Raw genomic sequence first — 19,364 nt, forward strand, 5'->3', positions numbered from 1 at the left:
CTCATTGGTCGAATAAAATCAACAAATACGACAATTTGCAATGCGATATTTAACAACAAAGACGCCAACTGTTAAATCAGTTAACAACAAGTCCTAGGGGAAATTATGTCTAATAAGATTAGAGTGTCAGCTATTGCAGCTGCTGTAAGTATGGCCGTATTGAGTTCAAGCGCTATGGCTGCTCCTGAACTAGGTAAGCTAGTTCAACCTGAGGTAGCGGGTGTTACACAATATTCTGTAACAAAAACAGCCGTTTCAAAGACTCGTTATATTATTGAACTAGAAGATGCGCCACTGGCAACTTATCGAGGAGAAATTTCAGGTCTCGCGGCAACATCTGCACTGGCGACCGGTGATAGCAAAATTAATCTGCATTCTAAATCAGCTCGACAATATGGAAGTTACCTGAAAGCTAAGCAACTACAAGTGGCGCAATCCATTGCAAACGCTAGTGGCACAAAAGTAACTCAAACTTTTGATACACTTTTTAATGGCTTAGTTGTAGAAGGTAAAGCGGGTCAACTTGATTCTTTACGGTCTGTGCCTGGCGTTAAAAAGGTATTTTTAGATACTGAGTTTCATGCCTTAATGGATGCTTCCATTGATGTGATAAAAGGTGTCGAGGCGTGGGAATCTTTGGGTGGTCGTTCTGCGGCAGGTAAGGGGATTAAAGTTGCAGTTATTGATTCGGGTATTCGTCCTGAAAACCCAATGTTTTCTGATGAGGGCTTCGTAGCACCAGAATTTACTGATGAGCAGAAAGCTTACTTGTCATCTAATCCAGACTATTGTCGCTCAGACGCTGGCGATGCAAGTTTCTGTAATAACAAACTTATTGTTGCACGTTCATTTACTCCAACGCCATCAGGATTGCACCCAGATGAATATATGACTCCACTGGGATATGATGCTCATGGAACACACGTAGCTGGTACAGCCGTTGGTAACCCTGTTGAAATAACTTATCAAGGGACTGACGTTGCGATTTCAGGGGTAGCTCCTGCAGCTTACCTAATGGCTTATAAAGCGCTATGGCATAGAGAGAATGGTCGTGCTAGCGGTATGACATCAGCTCTAATGGGAGCGCTTGACGCCGCTGTTAAAGATGGTGCTGATGTAATAAATAATTCTTGGGGTGGTGGTGCTGGTGCAAACCCAGCTTCGAGTGCTTATGGTGGTTTATTTAAAGCAGCAGAAGAAGCGGGTGTCGTAGTTGTAACCGCAGCTGGTAATGATGGAAATGGTGCACAAACAATCGGTTGTCCTAGTTGTATTGAGTCAGGAATTACAGTTGCTAATACACAAACAGGTCGCTTTTTCTCGCAAGTTATCGATATTGATGGTGTATCCTATTTAAGTAGCGAAGGTAGCAATAGTTTACTAAAAGAAACGCTAGAACTGCCAATTGTTGCAGCGCATTTTCAAGAGCCTGAAAACTTTGAAGGATGTAATGAATATGCTGAAGGGGTAAGCTTTGCTAACTCTGTAGCGTTAGTCTCTCGGGGAGCTTGCGCATTCTCTGCAAAAGCTAAAAACGCAGCGGCTGCAGGCGCTGAGGCGATTATTATTCATAATAACCGACCTGGTGGCGCCATGGGTATGTCTATGGATGATGCAACTATTCCAGCATCAGCTTTAAGCCAAGAAGATGGTGAAGCTGTTGTCGCACTATTAAAACAAGCTGAAGAATCCATTGTTGCGACACTTGATCCACAGGTAACTAAAACAGTACTCACTAAATTTACAGATGCCGTCAATTCTTCAAGTTCTCGAGGCCCAAATGGCGAACCTAGCTTCTTAAAGCCTGACATCGCTGCACCGGGTACCGATATTCTATCTGCATATTCACCAGATGAAGGTAACGGCATTACATTTAGAGCTATTTCAGGCACGAGTATGGCCAGTCCTCATGTTGCAGGCGCAGCTGCACTTATGAAGCAAGCCCATCCTGAGTGGAACGCAATCGAAATTAAAACCGCCTTAATGAGTACTTCTAAAATGGAAGGCCTCCATAAGGAAGACGGTGAAACTAAAGCCGATGCCTTTGATGTAGGTGCTGGCCGTTTAGATGTGCCAAGTGCATTAGATGCAGCAGTCACATTCAAGCATGGATCTTTTGCGGATCCAAATTGTTTATCAGCATGTAGCTTTACTAATACTTTAAAAAATATGGGTGAAGAAGCGGGTGAATGGACTGCGAAAGTGGTTACCGATATGGATGGCGCAGTAGTTACGGTGTCACCTTCAACATTAGCGCTGGAAGCGGGAGAGGAGGCTGAGTTTAATTTAGACATCGATACCTCATTCAATGCACAGAAAGGCTGGAACTTTGGTCATGTAGTGTGGACTCACACAACAGGTAAAGTGGCGCATTTACCATATGCCATTTACGATAATGAGGCCTCAGATGCTTATGTGCTAAACGCCACCGTTGAGTCCAACTCTGCAAACAGTTATACACCAACAAAAGCGGCAGTTACTTTTGAAAATGCTGTATTTGATAGTGAGTTTAGTGTTGCGGTTAAATTAGAAGAGGGTGCTGAGTTCTTAAAAGGTGCTGATGTTTCTCAGTCAGTTACAGGTGGGGAAGGTCAGGTATCGGTTGACCATGTTAGCAATACTATAAACTGGACAGGAGCCGTTGATAAAGCCTCTTTTGATATCGTTGAAAAAGTAAATCTTGGAAACTTTACATTATCTGATAAAGGCTTAAACCCGTATGCCTGTACTGGTGAGTGTGACGAGTTTGGTGCAACGTTTAATGCTGAATTCACGTTTGCTGGTAAAGAGTATACTTCATTCACGGTATCAGATAATGGTTTCATAGCGGTAGGCTCAGATGCAGACTTAACACTTGGACATACACCAACAGCTTTACCTGATGGCACAGCACCAAACGGTATTATTGCGCCTTTATGGTCTGACTTTGATTTAGAGGGCGGTGCAACGGGTGGTGGTCATTTATACGTGGCGGTTTCTACGAATCAGGATACAGGTCAAAAAACGCATATTGTTGAGTGGAATAAAGTCAAAGTATACGGAGATGATTCTGGGAATGAATATACATTCCAAGCGATTATTGTTGGAGGCACTGATCAAATAAGCTTTAACTACATAGATGTTCCAGCCTTACCGGCAAGTTATAACGCGGGCGTAGAGTCGGTAAATGGGAAAATTGGTTCAGAATTAACCAGTGTGCCTACAGGTCTAGGTATGGGCACGGGTTATAGCATAGAAAGTGTACAAGGCGGCATTGTAGAACTCAATTATCAAATTGTTGCAAACAACCGCAGTAATTATACGGCTGATGATGTTGTAGTCACTGATGAAGAGCAAGCATTAAATATTAATGTACTTGCTAACGATTTAGGTGAATCTCGCTTTAAAATGGAAGCACACGCGAGCTCTTCTGCTGCGACTGAAACAGAAGAGTTCTTGGTGAAAAAAGGTGTTCGTTTAGAAGCTAACCTACAAACCTCTTCGGTCACGGTCGTGTCAGCACCAAGTAATGGTACGGCTACGGTTAAAGACGATGGCACTATTGATTATGTACCATCGAGTGGCTTCGCAGGCGCTGATAGCTTTACGTATACTGTAAGAGATGCATCAGGGCTTAAATCTGATGAAACAACAGTAGAAGTTACGGTTAATGATACTATAGCTGATGTAACACCAGTAACATTACCTGAATCTAACAGTTCATCTTCAGGTTCTTTAGCATGGTTAGCGCTGCTTGCCGCTCCATTTGCTGCGCTACGTCGTCGCAAACAAAAGTAACTTGAAATAGTTTGTAAAAACGCCAGTCATTGACTGGCGTTTTTTTATGCTTGATTAATGTATCTTGATGATATTGTACAGGCGATATTTAATCCCTTTTATTCTAAATCTTTAAAAATCATGCCTCTTCGCATACTCCGGGTTGCCAAAAATATTTCAGCCAGTAGCGCTAAAAAAGCGCCCATCAATAACATCATCGCGGCAATAAAACAGCTTGAAAGTGTAATACCCACTGGGATGGTATAGAGGTGGGAAGTAAAGAGGAGCATGACTACAGCACAGACTAGTAAAGCACTCAACACACTCATGCTAAATGCAATATGAATACAGCGAGAACGCTTGAGCAGTGCACGCATCTCGGTACATAGTGATGTTTTCAAGGCATCATCTTGAGAGCTGTTGACCTTGCGGTCGAGCAATCTGGCTCGGTCGGTTATTCTAGCGAGTCGATTTGACAGTACGCCTAAAGTTGCGGCAATACCGGTAATAAGAAAAACTGGACCCTGTAAATAATTCTGTGTAACTGCTCTTAGTTACAAGTATTCAGTTAGTCGGTCTTCAAACATAATCATAAAACGGTTTAGAGCTTGCTTCCAGTTATGAATAGGCATTGTCCACCTCTTGGAAGCATCCATTATCGCTAAGTACACCACCTTGCTAGCGGATTCATCTGTCGGGAACAGTTTACGTTTCTTGGTCGCTTTTCTGATCACACTGTTCAGAGATTCAATAGCATTTGTCGTGTAGATAGCTTTACGAATATCTTGAGGGTAGCTAAATAGAGTATTGAGATTATCCCAATGAGCCGTCCAGGAGCGGCTGATTTGAGGGTACTTTTCATCCCATTTATCACCAAAGTGCTCTAACGCCAACAGGGCTTCATCTTCCGTTGTTGCTTGATAGATTTCTTTTAAGTCAGCGGTAATTGCCTTGTAGTCTTTCCATGGGACGTATTTCATTGAGTTTCGCACCATGTGTACGATACAGAGCTGAATTTGAGTTTTTGGATAAACAGCGTTGATGGCATCAGGAAAGCCCTTCAGGCCATCTACACACGCGATGAGGATATCATTCACGCCTCGATTTTGAAGTTCGGTGAGCACGCTAAGCCAGAACTTCGCTCCTTCGGTTTCGGACATCCACATCCCAAGAAGTTCTTTCTGACCTTCCATATTTACGCCAAGTGCGAGATAAATGGCTTTGTTGATAACCTGTTTATTCTGGCGTACTTTCACGACGATGCAATCGAGATAAACGATGGGATAGACCGTATCAAGCGGGCGAGATTGCCACTCAACCACTTGTTCTAAAACAGCATCTGTAACTTTAGATATTAGACTGGCGGAGATATCCGCATCGTACATTTCTTTGAATGTTGCGACGATTTCACGGGTGGTCATTCCTTTGGCATATAGGCTTAAGATCTTGTCGTCCATCGATTGAAATCGGGTTTGATGTTTACGAACAAGCTTGGGTTCAAAGGACGCGTCACGGTCACGAGGGACTTCTAACTGGATCTCACCATCGTCTGTAATTAGGCGTTTAGATGAGTAGCCATTTCGACTGTTACTATCGTTAGTTGGTGAGTTTTTTTCGTAACCGAGGTGCTCATTAAGTTCAGCATTTAAGGCTGTCTCAACCGTCACCTTGGTTAACATTTTCCTAAAGTCATCAAGATCAGAAGGAGTCTTAATCGACTTAGCTGCTTCGCGAGCGAAGGCTTCTAGAGCTTTCTTATCCATATTGCTTATCCTCAGCCATTACTGGCTTAATTATAAGCAGATACACAATTTAAATTACAGGCTCAAAAACTGGCGCGACAGCTGTTTGTATTACTTTTGCCATGGTCAATATACTTACAACATCGTTACTCATTACAACCCCTTTTTGTATTGATATCACCAAATTACTTGGTCAATAATATTTTCTTGCTCGCCAATCAGTGTTTTTACTACCGTGTTGGTCTTATCTAATAAAATAAGGCGAGGAATGCCTTTATTTGCATACTGTTGATATATCGTTCTCTCTGAATCCGCAACTAACTCAAACGGCAACGCAAAATCTTGATTAAATTTTTTGAGTGTTTCGCGCGTTTGCTCTCTGCCAATGGCAATAATTTGTACTGTTGGGTCATTGATGATGGCTGAGGCTTTTAGTTCATTTAAGGTACGTAGTGAGTCAGAACACCAAGTCGCAAATAATAGTACTAATTTCTTTTTGTTTGGGTCTAGTGAGACCGGCTTATTATTTATATCAGTAAAGCCAGTGTGTTTGAAAACTTGCCCTTGCTTAATGTACGTTTCATATCCTTTATTACTGGCAACCGGGGGGCTTGTTACGGCACTACAGCCAGTGAACACACCACACAGCAGTGCCCCAATAAGTACATTACTCGCTTTTTTGATCATTCTTGCTCTCCATGATTATTTTAATTATTCATTCTTCGGTACGTACAACTTGTTAATTCAGTATAATGTGAGGTTGCCCACGACGTATACTTGTTTATTGTGACATGCTTTTTTATCACCTTTTCATAAATAAACAGGTCAAGGGCTTAAATATAGGCTTAACAAAAGAGGAAAGAGTGCTGACATATTTAGGGTTGTTTTTCTCGGCTTTTAGCTCTGCGACATTATTACCGGGTACCTCCGAGGTGGTATTATCAGCGTTAGCAATCAACAGTCGTGAAGCACTACTTCAGTTATGGTTAGTGGCGACTTTAGGCAATGTATTGGGAAGTTGTGTGAACTACTGGCTCGGACTTAAAATGATGAGCTACCAACATAAATCATGGTTTCCGATTTCCCCGCAACAAGTCACGAAAGCGCAGCAATTGTTTGAACGATATGGTGTATGGAGCCTTTTTTTGGCATGGGTGCCAATTGTGGGCGATCCACTTACCCTCGTGGCTGGTCTGTGTAAGTTTCGATTTTGGCTTTTTTTGTTATTGGTTAGTATCAGCAAAGGTGCACGCTATGCCTTCATTTTATTCGGGGTAATGGGCGTTGAGCGGCTGATATAAACTCACCGCTCATAGCGCTTAGTTTTTCCAATCAAGCGTTAAAGACACTGAATCGGCAAAGCGTAATGCGTGTGGCTTATCGACTCTTACTTTCGCATAAGTCACAGTGGGGTGGCGATGGCACTCACTTAATATATCAGCGACGAGCTTTTCTAGAAGTAAAAAGTGCCCAGTTTCTACAATACCGATCACCGCTTTTGTTACTACTTTATAATTTAAAGCATGTTCGACTTCGTCACCACTGACACATGCTGTGTCTGCAGGGTAGTGGATCTCTATATTTAGCACGACATCTTGTTTTTTTTCTCGTTCTTCAGGGTTAAAGCCGATAAATGTTCGTAGCCTTAGATTGGTAATGTTGATGATCGCATTTTGCATAAACAGTCCTTAGTTTTTGACGAGTTGTAAAAACTCATTACGTGTTTTTGGGTCTTCTCGGAAGTTGCCGAGCATGACAGAGGTACGCATTTTTGAGTTTTGCTTCTCTACTCCGCGCATCATCATACACATATGTTTTGCTTCAACAATGACCCCGACTCCTTTTGCACCGGTAACTTCTTCAACAGCCTTGGCAATTTGGTGGGTGAGCTGTTCTTGGATTTGAAACCGACGCGCGTACATATCAACAATTCGGGCAAATTTAGATAAACCGAGTACTTTACCATTGGGTATGTAGGCAATGTGGCAACGACCGACAAAAGGCAACAAGTGATGCTCACACATAGAATAAAGCTCAATGTCTTGGATCAGCACCATATCATCAGCGTCAGAGGTGAATACGGCGTTATTCGTTATTTCATCGAGGGTCTCTCGATAGCCTTTAGTAAGATACTCCATGGCTTTGGCGGCTCGTTTTGGCGTATCTAATAACCCTTCTCTATTACTATCTTCACCGACAGCTTCAATGATTTGGTGATAACTGTTTTTGAGTTCTTCGTGCATAACAAATTCTCTATCTATTTTAAGTGGCGTCCGCCATCAATTGGCAGGGTTCGGCCGGTAATGTAATTACTATTGAGCAATAGCTCGACGCTATTGATGATTTCTCTGCACCCAGGCTCAATGGCCATGAGTGATTTTTTTAAAGTTTTTTCTTTATATTCAGACGAGTCGTGATCGTTGAAAATAATTAAACTGGGTGCAATGGCGTTCACTTTGATATGCGGTGCAAATTTGGCAGCGAATGATTTACTTAGGTTATCAAGTGTTGCTTTGCTGGCGGCATACGCAATATGTTTCGCGCTCCCGGTTTCTACGACGTAGTCTGTTAAATGGATGATGTCAGTAATGCCGTCGTGCGCCAGTAGTAGGTCACTTAATGCCATATTGAGCAAATAAGGCACCTTGGCATGAATACGGATCATATTATCAAATAAGGTGTTGTAGTCAGGGTTTTGCCCTTCACAATCCCAACTAGAGGCGTTGTGTATGATGGCTTTTAAGCTGTTTGTATGTTTTTTTATCGTTGCCACAAGTATGTTGACGGCGTCAGGATCGTCGAAGTTACTCTCTATACATACCACACCTTGCTGTTCGAGCTCGTCGATGATGGTGTGCCGAGTACGGTAAGTCATGATGACAGGTTGTTTATTGGTAACAAAGTGTTGAACAAGCGCTAAGCCAATACGCTGTGCGGCACCAGTGATCAAAATTGGAGCGGTCATTAAAGCCATACACCTATAAATAAAAAATGTTAATAGCTTAACTATAACGTAATTTATCCACCTTGTTTTACTTTGTTGATCAGTGAGTTGATGGGTATTATGAAAATATAGAGACAGCGATATGAAATTTTTGCGTTTTATGGCTTTGGAGGTGGCTGTGCGAAGCGTGCAGTCATCAGAAATGACGCTTCGCACAGTGGACTATTTTGCTTTTAAATGGGTGTCAAAAAAGGTTAAAAATGCCGTGAGTGTGGTATGCCGATGTGCTTGGTAGCTTAAATGGTGATTACCTGATTCGAGCTCAATATATTGAACTGCTTTTTTTGCATCGAGTAAGTCATCATACATGCGACGACTATGGCTGACAGGCACGACCTTATCATCTTCCCCATGGATTAATAATATAGGGCGTTTTATTGCTGTAATATTATTGATGGGCGAATTGCTTTCTAATTTGTCATCATCGTCACCAAATTGCTTCTCTACAACCTCTCTATTGGTATAGTAGCGTGCACGTGACACAACGGACTCTAAGTCCATCACGCCTGCAAAACTGGCGGCGCATTTAAATGTTTCAGGATGTTTGACCACCGCCATCACGGCAGCATAACCGCCGTAACTTCCCCCACCGACACAAATCTGATCTTTATTTGCAATTTCCTGTTTGATTAAGTAGTGAGCTGCATCTTGTAAATCATTTTGCATTGCTTCTCCCCACGCTCCCATTGCTGCTTGCGCAAACTCATACCCATAGCCATATGAGCCTCTAAAATTAGGCTGGAACACAGCATAGCCGCGACTTGCAAAGAGCTCCGACCAATAGTCAAAGTCAGCATAATCGCGCGCCATAGGCCCACCATGCGGTAAAATAATTGTGGGGTATGGTGCACTATTGGTGCTAGCACTAGGTGGTAATGTTAGATACCCCTCGATGGTTAGACCATCACGTGCTTTATAACTATGGCGTTGTTTACCTAAATAGGTCGCATCTTGTATGTCTGGGTATTGAGGTGCAAATAAATATAGTGACTGGGCTTTACGCTGCCCTAAATAATAGGTGCCAGAGTCAGCATTTGAACTAGAGTACAAAACATAGGTATCGCCATCTTGGCTTTTATCTAAGATCACATTGTGTGCATTTGGCAATGCACTAGATAAGGCTGTTTGCAGGCTTTTATATTCTTCATCCCAATATATGCGACTCCCCTCAGTATTTGAGTGTGAAAAGCCATTTACCTTGCCGGTTATTTGAGAGTATAAAATGGTGCCATCGACATCATAGTCCGGGTCGGCAAAAATAAGTTCACGGCTTTGAGGTTGACTGACTTTGGTTTTAAATAGTGCTTTCTTTCCTTCATGGTTGGCTTTTATATATAACGTGTCGCCATCCTGTCCAAAGCCTAATATTGTTACTCGCTCTGGTGAAAAAACATCAAATTGATACAGCGGTTTATCATGCAAACTGTTTTTATCACGGTCATAGAGAATATAGGAGATGGTGGTGTCTTTGAGTTTGTAGCCAATACGTACATTGCCTTGTCTATCAGCTATCCAGTCTGAGATATTACGTCTTGGCCTTAAAATTCGTTCTCTGCGTTTGGTATCCACATTGACTTTAAAAACGGTGGGTCTATTCACGGTGTCAAAATCAACAGCCACTAGAATATGCTTAGGATCATTTGGCAGCATACTAATCACATTATCTTGAAATTGTGCTGCATTACTGACATTACGATTACGGGTGGGCAGTAAGTTTTCTAGCTTTTTAGTGCCATTGAGATCAAATTTAAAGAGCTGCGTTGAGTGATACTTTAGTAACCGCTGCCTTTGTGTGTAACCGGCAGCAACAATTAAGGTGTTGTTATTGGCCCAGTCGTACCAATTTAAAGTAACTTCTTTATTGTCTGACTTTAAAACAGGCAGTGTTTCTTGGGTTTTTAAATTGGTTATATTTAAAACCAAGGTACCTTGATAGTTTTGCACAAAGGCTAAGTGAGTACCATTGGGTGATAAATCAACCTGACTCACCAATGGTAAACTTGTATAAGCTGCTATGGGTGCTTGTGATGGTTCAGGTGTTTTGGGTTGTTCAGCAGCCTGTGCGTGTGGTGCTGATGAAATAAACAGGAGTGTGAATATGACGCGTAACATGTTCCCTCTTTTGCTCGCTAAAACGGAAAAAAGAGGGAGATTGTCATGGTTATAAGCACGTCACAAGTATTTTTTATCGCTTAATCATAAATAGTGGGGATGGGTTGACGCTTGTGTTGCGTGCGCTTATAAATGTCTATCAGTTTATTATTTACCTGCTCTGACACCGTTTTACCTTCTAAAAAGTCATCGATTTCTTCATAGCTCAAACCCAGCGCTTCTTCATCGGTTAAGCCTGGACGATCACATTCTAAATCAGCTGTCGGGGCTTTATTGACCAACTCTGCGGGGGCATTTAAGTGCGCAGCGATTGCTCTAACTTGGCGTTTTGATAAGCCAAATAAAGGCGCTAAGTCACATGCACCATCGCCAAATTTAGTATAAAAACCTGTGATATTTTCGGCGCTGTGATCTGTACCAACAACTAACCCTTTGCTTAATCCCGCTATTTCATATTGTGCAACCATACGTTGACGAGCTTTGACGTTGCCTTTAACAAAATCAATGGCAGACTCAGGCGGTAATGAAAGCTCAGATTCGGCCATTGCCGCCATTGCCTGTTCGTGCATAGCGTCAGCAGCAGGTTGAATATTAACCGTGATTCGTTTACTTGGTTGAATAAATGTTAAGGCTAATTGTGCTTCATCTTCATCAGCTTGCACGCCGTAAGGTAAGCGCATTGCAATAAATTGATAGTGAGCACCTTTAGATTGTTCATTAAGTTCATCTATTGCAAGCTGGCATAGCCGACCACAGGTTGAAGAGTCTACTCCTCCGCTGATCCCTAATACGAGGGTGACACAATGCGCATCGACTAAACGTTGTTTAATAAAGTTCACGCGGCGAGTGACTTCAAAAGCAGCGTCTATTTCAGGTTGGACTTTCATTTCTGCCAAAATGGTTTGGCGCATAGCGACTTCCTCAATTACCAATTATTGCAAAGTGTTATTATGTTTTTATCTGGCTTGAAATTAAAGCCCTAAATGTTGTTTTATTGCTGCGAGTTCCTGCTTTAATTGCGAGATTTCATCGACTAGAGAATCTAATTCAGAATTTGAGAGTTGTGGCTTTTCGATAGACGCTTGGATCGGTAAAGAGGAGCCTTCATCCCCAAGTAAATGCTGATAGCGGCTCTCTCGCTTACCAGGTTCTCGTTCGAGTTTGCACACTAACTCTTGTTCTAACATTGCTGTTAAGGTGTTTTCTACGTCACTGACATTACTGAAGTCGGTGAGCCGTGCGGAACGTGTACGCAGTTCGCCTGGTGTTTGCGGGCCGCGTAGAAATAAAATACATAACACAGCACGTTGCTGCTCACTTAACTGTAAGCTACTAAATTCGGTATTACAGAAGCGGTGGCTGTACTTATTGACACGTCCTGATACCCCTTCGTCGAGCAGCACAACGCGTTTTTGTTCTAATTGCGTTAATGTATCTAATACGTCAGATTCACTCAGCGTGAGTACCGGCTCTCTGTTAGACTTTTGATTACATGCATTCGTTAATGCATTAAGTGACAAAGGGTAATGCTCTGGTGTTGTCGTCTGTTTTTCGAGTAGGCATCCGATGACCCGTTGTTCATTTGGCGTGAATTCCATATCGTTGTTCCTATCTTATTGATTTATCAACTTTACGCTATCAGTGGATATTTTACTAACATCTTGTGTCCATTTTCGTAGTGCGGCTTCTAGGTCATTAAACTCGATAGGCTTACTTAAGTAATCATCCATGCCAGCCGCTAAGCATTTTTCACGATCGCCTTGCATTGCATTTGCCGTTAAAGCGATGATTGATGTGGACTGATGTTGTTTCCCAGCGACACCTTGGCGGATTTGCCCTGTGGTCTGATAGCCATCTAATTCTGGCATTTGGCAATCCATAAGGATCACGTCATATGGTGTGGGTTGCTGTTTCAAGTGTTCAATGGCGAGGTGGCCATTATCGATACAGATAGGCGTGATATCTAGCCGTTTTAACAGTGCGAGGGCGACGACTTGATTTACTTTATTATCTTCAACCAAAAGAATTGAGGCATTAATTGCGCCTTTTTGTCTTGATGAGTCAGGCGCTTTTTGTTTGCTTAAAGTGCAGAGTTTCAAGGCATTAGCTGGCGTGAGTGGCCGCAGAAAAATAAGGTCAGGGTTTAGGTATGTCAGTTTTTTGTTATTGCCAAGGCGATTACTTATCAAGGCAAAACGGCTTCCCGGTTGTTTGAGAATGCCTTTCAATTGAGCGCGTTGTGCGTCAGAAGCGTCGACGATTATGGATTCGGCAATAATAATCGCAGGTGATCTGAACCGTGTTTCTTGCAATAAAGATAGCGCTGCGGGTAAATTTTCAAAATGTTCACTGGGTATTCTCCAAGCGTCTAACAAATGATGTGCCGCGAGCTCATGTTGTTGATGCGGGTCTACAATACATAACCCGTCACATTCTGTATCAAGCGGCGCAATTTCTTTGGCGTCATGTAAGTCGATATAGAAAGTAAATGTACTGCCCACACTTAATTTACTATAAGCATTAAGTGCTCCGCCTAGCAGCTCACATAATTGTCGTGCGATTGTAAGCCCAAGACCTGTGCCGCCAAATCGGCGCGTAGTGGATGGATCTGCTTGAGTAAATGAATCAAATATTTTGTCGAGTTGGGTTTTACTTATGCCCACACCGGTATCTTCAACACTGCACCATAAACGCAGGGATTTAGACTGCTGCTCGGTATAGCATGTTAGGGTGACTTTGCCATGTTCGGTGAACTTGATTGCATTGCTCAATAAATTATTGAGTATTTGCTTAAGGCGATGAGGATCGGTTTTAGCAAATTGTGCTTTCATATTGCGACTATCGATGAATAATTCAGTGCTTTGCTCTAGGGCTTTGGGGGCAAAATTGCTGACACTGTCACTGAGAATTTGTATTAAATTACATTCGACCAACTCAATATCAAGCTTGCCAGCTTCAATTTTGGAAAAGTCGAGAATATCATTAATAATAGTTAGCAACGATCCTGCTGAGCTTTGTGCGAGTCCAAGGTGATGGCGTTGAGATTGGTTCAACTCGGTATTGAGCACGATATCAAGCATGCCTAAAATCCCGTTCATGGGTGTACGGATCTCATGGCTCATACTGGCTAGAAAGTCAGCTTTGATTTTGGCAGATTGTTCAGCAATTTCTTTAGCCAGTACTGCTTGTTGTTTTGCTTTTTGCTGTTCTTGGCTTGCAAATAAACTACCGAGCATGGCTGATATAGCACGTATAAAACGCTCGTCACTATGACCCCAGTCAGGGTTAGGCAGGGTATATTCGGCACACAATAACCCAATGATTTGACCTTTATAGGTAATTGCACAGCCAAGCAAAGCATTGACTTCAAAAGGCCCTAAATAATGTTCACTTAGTCCTAAGGTACATTCATGACTATGCGCGAAATTTGCGTTGATTAGCTGATTTTTTTGTACCTGCGAGAATAGCTCCGAAAGGTTGCTTTTGCGCCATGGAGGGAAGTGTTGTAGATTGTCTTGGCGAGTGTTACTGAAGCAGCTAGGGATCAGCAAGGTACTTTCTTCGTTAAATATCCATATACTTGCTCTCGATGCATCAAGCCCTTGGCAAATAGCGTCTACCGCCACATTCTGTGCGCTATCTATGCGATTGTTTAACACCGCATCATGGCTGCTAAGCTGCGCTAATAGCTCATTGTTTCTGGCTATTTTATCATGCTCTATTTCCATGTGCTTTCGGGTTTGAATATTTTGCACTGAGCCAAAAATCTCGTAAGTCCAGTTTTTATACCGATTGGCTTTGCCTTTCATCAAAATCCAGCGCTCTCGGCCTTGTGCTGTAATAATAATAAGCTCTTCTTCAAAGTCGGTACCCTGCTTAATGGCTTGCTCTATCGCCTGTTGAAAGCTTCGTCGATGCTTTCCCTCTTTGAAAAATTCAGTGGAACTCATCCAAGTTGCTTGATAATGATCAGACACTTCAAATATTTGCTTAGTGACCTCTGACCAACTAATATCGCGTGTTTTTAAATCTACGGACCATGCGCCAACCTCTGCAAGGCTACCCATGCTGGTTAAGGTTTGTGAGTTATCATGTAATTGTTTAATGAGTTTGTTAAAGAAGATAAATGCCGCAACAAAAAGCAATATAATAGTCAACAGCGCAAGACGAAAAGGCCAAATTGCAGCTACTTCAGGCTCCCAGCCAAATCGAGGCACTGCATATAGCTGCCACTTTCCTGATGCTACCGAAATACTGAATGAGAGCGGTTGTAAACTTAAAATTCCCTTATCGCCATAGAAGAACTCACCTAATTCTCCTCGTCCATTTTTTCCACGTATCGCAATACGGTAATTGCTGTCTAACAGATCCAAGTTCACTTGCTTAAAAAGCTTTTTCATATCAATGACAACCGAAAGTAAGCCCCAGAATGTGTCATCAGCATAGTATACCGGTACCCGTGCGATTAGAGCTTCACCGCCTTGAATCAGAGTGAGTGGGCCTGCCAGCACAATTTGCTTACTGTCACGGGCCTTTATTGCATCTTTACTCTGTATGGGGTGTGTTAAGTAATTTAGGCCTAAGGCTTTCTCATTGCCTTTAAGGGGGTAAGTCATACTGAGTATCATATTAGGCGCAGCACCGAGGTTACGGAGTATATTGCTCGAGCGAAATAGCGGTTTTGCTATCTGCTCAAACTGCGCTTGATCGAGGTCTTTTTCGTTGGTAAGAGCGATAGCTAGGCCACGTACTAGCTGAATATTAGCCGCGAGTGCTCCTTCAATTTGAGTGCGGTACACATTGACTTCTTCATATGCTCTGTTGCGCTCCACTTCGATGAGGCGGTGGGAGTTGACATTATCAACATACCAGCCAAAACATAGTACTGTGCATAAAACAAACCAGTAGCCTAGCTTTATCGAGCGAGCTTTCCTTGGCGTATGTAATTGAGAATCGAGCATTACCAAACTTATCCTGCTGAGCATCCATTAACTATAGTTTAGCCAATAGAGAAGCAAACGTTAGCGAGTTAATTAAACTCTCTGGTAGTGCTTGATTATTTTGTATTGAGTGAATCTCGACTAAGCCCTAACTTATATCACTTTATTAATCGTATTCGTGCTCCTCATCGGTTATATGAGTCAGTAAATGAACTAGAAATTCCCTAAATAAAAGAAAGAAGTAGCGAAATTTTAGCGTTGTTACTAAGCTATTTTTTTACCACAATATTTGAACAGGTATTGAACGCCATAGATATTACAATTGTTTAGACATATCAACTTCACATTTATGTGGTTATGATGAAAATACACACAGAATAATAAGGACGAAGAGATGCTAATTTGGTTAAAACGGATCATTGCAGGATTAGTTTTATTAGCGCTAGCGACAACTGCAACTCTTTATGGCGTATTGTCATTGAGCTTACCTTCACTTGATGGCACTGGCACAAGTAACGGCATCACTGCGGCAACCACTGTGGAGCGCGATGCTCTGGGGCAAGCGGTAATTACGGCGCAATCTCGAAAAGACGCAGCTTACGGTTTAGGGTTTGCTCATGGCCAAGACCGATTCTTTCAAATGGACTTATTACGTCGTAATGCAGCGGGAGAATTAAGTGAGTTGTTTGGTTCTGCGGCAATAAAATTAGATAAAAACATGCGGTTTCATCAATTACGCAAGCGCAGTCAAGCCATTGTTGCGAGCTTGCCCATGGATCAACAGCAAGTGCTGCAGGCATATACGCAGGGCGTTAATGAAGGGCGGGTGCAAGCTGGCTTTCAGAGCTTTGAGTATTTACTCAGTGGTGCAACCATAAAAGCGTGGCGCAGTGAGGATAGTATACTGACCATCTTTAGCATGTATCTTGATTTACAGTCTGCGAATTTTGAACGTGACAAAGCATTGATTTATTTAGAGCATATTTTTGGCAACGCGATGCGTGAATTTATATTGCAGCCAAGCATTCATCAAGCTGCGCTAGATGGTTCAAGGTTGCCGATACGTCGTGCCTTAATACCAGAACTTCCTACTTTATCTGTGCAAGCTGACATTCACGACATAGGCTCAGTTAATTTATATGGCAGTAATAATTGGGCCGTAACCGGGGCGTTAACTGAGTCAGGCAAAGCCATGCTATCGGATGATATGCATTTAGGGTTAGCTGTGCCTTCTATTTGGTATCGCGCGCAATTAAATTATCAATCTCAAAACTCTCCAGTGACTGTAACTGGCGTGTCGTTACCTGGTGCGCCAGCGATTGTAGTAGGCACGAATGATCATATTGCCTGGGGGTTCACTAATGGATATTTAGATACCGCGGATTGGATTGAGTTATCATCAGACGATGAAACATGGCAAGAAAAAGAGCATATTCAATTACCTAATGATGAAGTGCACACATATTCGTTGTTAATGAGTGAGTATGGTCCTGTGCAGCAGTTTAATGATAAATCGTATGCATTAAGTTGGGTGGGCCATCAACCATATGCCGTGAATTTGAACCTTTTGGCAATGGAAACAGCATTGACAGTAGATGATGCATTGGCGTTGGCACCGACAGTGGGAATTCCAGTGCAAAACATGATCGTCGTTGACCAACATGGAGACGCAGGGTGGGGTCTTATGGGGGCGATTCCGGCAAGAACAAACCCTTCGGATATTGCGATGGAGTCAATAAATTACTCTAAACAGTGGCAGGACAATGACAGTTCAAGAGCTGTGCTAAAAAACCCTGAAAATGGTAAGTTATGGACGGCGAACTCTCGTGTGGTCTCTGCACAGGCACATACGCGTTATGGTGATGGTGGTTATGCTTTGGGGGCTAGAGCAGTACAGATACGCGATCGGCTATTAGCTAAAGAGACGTTTAATGAAGATGACTTTAACCAGTTACAGCACGATAATGATGCACTTTTTTTAACCCCATGGCACCAGCATTTAACGGCTTTACTAAGTCATAATGAGGCATCTAAAGCGCGATTCAAAATTGATTTACAGCACTTAGCTCAGTGGCAGGCGTGTGCTTGTGCAGATTCGGTTGGGTATACTTTAGTTAAACGTTTTCGTACTAGCTTTATCAACAGTGCATTTGCACCGGTTGAAGCACAAATGAAAGAGTCCGGTGTAGGCCTACGATATATAAAACGCTATTTAGAACCTGCGCTATGGCAATTACTTGAGCAACAACCGCAAAGTTGGTTAAATCAGCATGGGAGTTGGCAAATATTACAACTTAGTGCTTATGAAGCTGCTAAGCAAAAGCTGTCAGCAGAATTTGGCCCTAATATGGCAAGTTGGCAATGGGGTGAAGTGAATGCTCTGAAAGTTAAGCATCCATTTAGCAAACAAATACCAATATTAAGTCAGTTTTTGGATATGCCGAAAACCAGTGCATTCGGTGATACCTTTATGCCCTCAGTACAGGGTCGTGATTTTGGAGCGTCACAACGGTTTATTGCACAGCCTGGTGCGTTGAGCAATGCAATTATGACAGTCGCTGGTGGGCAAAGTGGGCATCCATTGTCACCGTTTTACCGTGCAGGGTTTCATGACTATGCACAAGGTAATGCAACGCCGTTGCTGCCTGGTCAAGTCATACACGCATTAACTATTAGGCCTAAAGATCAGCCTGAGTAGGGAATTTCGTACAATGATGAAGCGGCCGTTACTTGATTACGGCCGTTTTTTTTGCTGCTATAAAGTGCGTTGTCGGCATGCTGCAAAACCGTATCGAAGTTACTGCTGGTGGGCCACAGGGCAACACCAAAGCTCATTGTAACGTGTTTGTCGAAGTGTTCGAAGACTTCACAAGTGATAGAGCTTCTGAGCTTTTCAATACGAAACATGGCAGTTTTTGGAGTGCAATTTGGCATGACGAGTAAAAATTCTTCGCCGCCCCAGCGTGCGCAAATATCGACTGGCCTTGTATATTTTTCTATCATGAGCGCGACACGCTTTAATACTTCATCTCCTTGTACGTGCCCATAATCATCATTAATTTGCTTAAAGTGATCGATATCAGCCATGACGATACACAAAGTTTCATTATTCTCATCACAGTGATACTTGGCATGTGTAATAAGCTCAAGCGCATAGCGCCGATTATACATGTGAGTGAGAGGATCTTTTGCAGCAAGTTGTTCAAGAGATTGGCGCTGTTGCATGGTTACTTCTCTAATTAACGAGACGGTAAAAATCATAGGGATTCCGCACACCAGTACATTTGTAAAGTGCACATAGGGTAGTAGGTTGGCGAATGCATAATTGTAAGTGACATCGTCAAACCAAATGTACATAGCGGCAAAGAGTATGATCATTATGGTGGAAGCCGCGACGGCAGGCTTTAATTCCATATTATTATCAAGCAATAATAAACAAGATACCGTCCATAGGTAATATTGAAACCCGAGCTCCATCCCTAATAAGGCGCACACACTCACTGCATGAATAGCCACTTCGATGCTGAACAATCGTAATGCCAAAGAACGATGCTCATGATTAAGCAAATAAATACCGGCCCCCCACGCAATGACGCTAACTATATTCAGGAGTGCTAAAGACGTTATATTTAGTAGCCAAAAAACCATTAATAAAAGTACATGTAAGCCAAGGCAATACCATGCAACACGCTTCAGTAGCGTTAACTTTACCTGTTCGACTATATCTGGCTGGCTATGCGGGTGTTGCACAGTATGACGACCTTTCGAGTGATAACAACAAAAGTATAGATGCTTTTGGATGATTTTTAC

General features: G+C 42.5%; 13 protein-coding genes and 2 pseudogenes. 3 read left to right on the top strand and 12 right to left on the bottom strand.

Translation table 11 applies throughout. The annotated features are described in order from the left end of the window. Nucleotides 1-105 precede the first annotated feature (105 nt). Entirely contained in the window at nucleotides 106-3,777 is a 3,672-nt protein-coding gene (locus PCIT_RS17825) for a S8 family serine peptidase (protein ID WP_010367862.1), read from the top strand. Nucleotides 3,778-3,875: 98 nt separating this feature from the next. Here PCIT_RS17825 and PCIT_RS17830 read toward each other — a convergent pair. The 4 genes and pseudogenes from PCIT_RS17830 to PCIT_RS17840 form a co-directional block, all read right to left on the bottom strand. Continuing rightward, nucleotides 3,876-4,277: pseudogene (locus PCIT_RS17830) on the bottom strand (DUF2721 domain-containing protein); the annotation flags it as partial. A 33-nt stretch (nucleotides 4,278-4,310) separates the two neighbouring features. Next, nucleotides 4,311-5,519 carry an IS256 family transposase gene (locus PCIT_RS17835; protein WP_192992771.1) on the bottom strand — a complete coding sequence of 403 codons (1,209 nt, stop codon included), beginning with the start codon at nucleotides 5,517-5,519 and terminating at the stop codon, nucleotides 4,311-4,313. Nucleotides 5,520-5,583: 64 nt separating this feature from the next. Then, a pseudogene (locus tag PCIT_RS23310) lies at nucleotides 5,584-5,652 on the bottom strand (DUF2721 domain-containing protein); the annotation flags it as partial. 23 nt (nucleotides 5,653-5,675) lie between these two features. Next, nucleotides 5,676-6,185: a TlpA family protein disulfide reductase gene (locus tag PCIT_RS17840; protein ID WP_010367022.1), complete on the bottom strand. Its 510-nt coding sequence runs from the start codon at nucleotides 6,183-6,185 to the stop codon at nucleotides 5,676-5,678. Between the two features lie 179 nt (nucleotides 6,186-6,364). Here PCIT_RS17840 and PCIT_RS17845 point away from each other — a divergent pair, with 179 nt between their 5' ends. After that, nucleotides 6,365-6,799, top strand: a complete 435-nt coding sequence (locus PCIT_RS17845; protein WP_040698218.1) for a YqaA family protein — start codon at nucleotides 6,365-6,367, stop codon at nucleotides 6,797-6,799. A gap of 18 nt (nucleotides 6,800-6,817) precedes the next feature. On the opposite strand, the gene folX is transcribed toward PCIT_RS17845, so the two are convergent. The 7 genes from folX to PCIT_RS17880 all read right to left on the bottom strand — a co-directional run bounded on the left by folX (nucleotide 6,818) and on the right by PCIT_RS17880 (nucleotide 15,575). Then, nucleotides 6,818-7,177 (bottom strand): dihydroneopterin triphosphate 2'-epimerase, encoded by a 360-nt coding sequence (folX, locus tag PCIT_RS17850; protein WP_010367019.1) that lies wholly within the window; start codon nucleotides 7,175-7,177, stop codon nucleotides 6,818-6,820. 9 nt (nucleotides 7,178-7,186) lie between these two features. Further along, on the bottom strand, nucleotides 7,187-7,741 hold the full coding sequence (folE, locus tag PCIT_RS17855) for a GTP cyclohydrolase I FolE (RefSeq protein WP_010367017.1): 555 nt from the start codon (nucleotides 7,739-7,741) through the stop codon (nucleotides 7,187-7,189). 14 nt (nucleotides 7,742-7,755) lie between these two features. Next, entirely contained in the window at nucleotides 7,756-8,463 is a 708-nt protein-coding gene (gene folM, locus PCIT_RS17860; protein WP_040698214.1) for a dihydromonapterin reductase, read from the bottom strand. Between the two features lie 201 nt (nucleotides 8,464-8,664). Next, nucleotides 8,665-10,614, bottom strand: coding sequence for an alpha/beta hydrolase family protein (locus PCIT_RS17865; RefSeq protein ID WP_010367013.1), 1,950 nt, complete (start codon nucleotides 10,612-10,614; stop codon nucleotides 8,665-8,667). 80 nt (nucleotides 10,615-10,694) lie between these two features. After that, nucleotides 10,695-11,525 (bottom strand): ammonia-dependent NAD(+) synthetase, encoded by an 831-nt coding sequence (gene nadE, locus PCIT_RS17870; RefSeq protein WP_010367011.1) that lies wholly within the window; start codon nucleotides 11,523-11,525, stop codon nucleotides 10,695-10,697. Between the two features lie 60 nt (nucleotides 11,526-11,585). Then, on the bottom strand, nucleotides 11,586-12,212 hold the full coding sequence (locus tag PCIT_RS17875) for a YceH family protein (RefSeq protein WP_010367009.1): 627 nt from the start codon (nucleotides 12,210-12,212) through the stop codon (nucleotides 11,586-11,588). A gap of 15 nt (nucleotides 12,213-12,227) precedes the next feature. After that, the gene (locus PCIT_RS17880) at nucleotides 12,228-15,575 is read right to left on the bottom strand and encodes an ATP-binding protein (protein WP_010367007.1); all 3,348 of its coding nucleotides are present in this window, start codon (nucleotides 15,573-15,575) and stop codon (nucleotides 12,228-12,230) included. Between the two features lie 373 nt (nucleotides 15,576-15,948). On the opposite strand from PCIT_RS17880, the gene PCIT_RS17885 reads away from it, so the two are divergent. Beyond that, the gene (locus PCIT_RS17885) at nucleotides 15,949-18,252 is read left to right on the top strand and encodes a penicillin acylase family protein (protein WP_010367004.1); all 2,304 of its coding nucleotides are present in this window, start codon (nucleotides 15,949-15,951) and stop codon (nucleotides 18,250-18,252) included. On the opposite strand, the gene PCIT_RS17890 is transcribed toward PCIT_RS17885, so the two are convergent. After that, complete coding sequence (locus PCIT_RS17890) at nucleotides 18,240-19,304, bottom strand: GGDEF domain-containing protein (RefSeq protein WP_010367002.1); 1,065 nt, start codon at nucleotides 19,302-19,304, stop codon at nucleotides 18,240-18,242. The genes PCIT_RS17885 and PCIT_RS17890 overlap by 13 nt on opposite strands. Between the last annotated feature and the right edge of the window lie 60 nt (nucleotides 19,305-19,364).

The sequence above is a fragment of the Pseudoalteromonas citrea genome (assembly GCF_000238375.3).
GTDB classification, from domain to species: domain Bacteria; phylum Pseudomonadota; class Gammaproteobacteria; order Enterobacterales; family Alteromonadaceae; genus Pseudoalteromonas; species Pseudoalteromonas citrea.

Coding starts and splice junctions, on each gene's coding strand:
- PCIT_RS17825 (WP_010367862.1), top strand. CDS start 106: ATGTCTAATAAGATTAGAGTGTCAGCTATTGCAGCTGCTGTAAGTATG.
- PCIT_RS17835 (WP_192992771.1), bottom strand. CDS start 5,519: ATGGATAAGAAAGCTCTAGAAGCCTTCGCTCGCGAAGCAGCTAAGTCG.
- PCIT_RS17840 (WP_010367022.1), bottom strand. CDS start 6,185: ATGATCAAAAAAGCGAGTAATGTACTTATTGGGGCACTGCTGTGTGGT.
- folX (WP_010367019.1), bottom strand. CDS start 7,177: ATGCAAAATGCGATCATCAACATTACCAATCTAAGGCTACGAACATTT.
- folE (WP_010367017.1), bottom strand. CDS start 7,741: ATGCACGAAGAACTCAAAAACAGTTATCACCAAATCATTGAAGCTGTC.
- folM (WP_040698214.1), bottom strand. CDS start 8,463: ATGACCGCTCCAATTTTGATCACTGGTGCCGCACAGCGTATTGGCTTA.
- PCIT_RS17865 (WP_010367013.1), bottom strand. CDS start 10,614: ATGTTACGCGTCATATTCACACTCCTGTTTATTTCATCAGCACCACAC.
- nadE (WP_010367011.1), bottom strand. CDS start 11,525: ATGCGCCAAACCATTTTGGCAGAAATGAAAGTCCAACCTGAAATAGAC.
- PCIT_RS17875 (WP_010367009.1), bottom strand. CDS start 12,212: ATGGAATTCACGCCAAATGAACAACGGGTCATCGGATGCCTACTCGAA.
- PCIT_RS17880 (WP_010367007.1), bottom strand. CDS start 15,575: ATGCTCGATTCTCAATTACATACGCCAAGGAAAGCTCGCTCGATAAAG.
- PCIT_RS17885 (WP_010367004.1), top strand. CDS start 15,949: ATGCTAATTTGGTTAAAACGGATCATTGCAGGATTAGTTTTATTAGCG.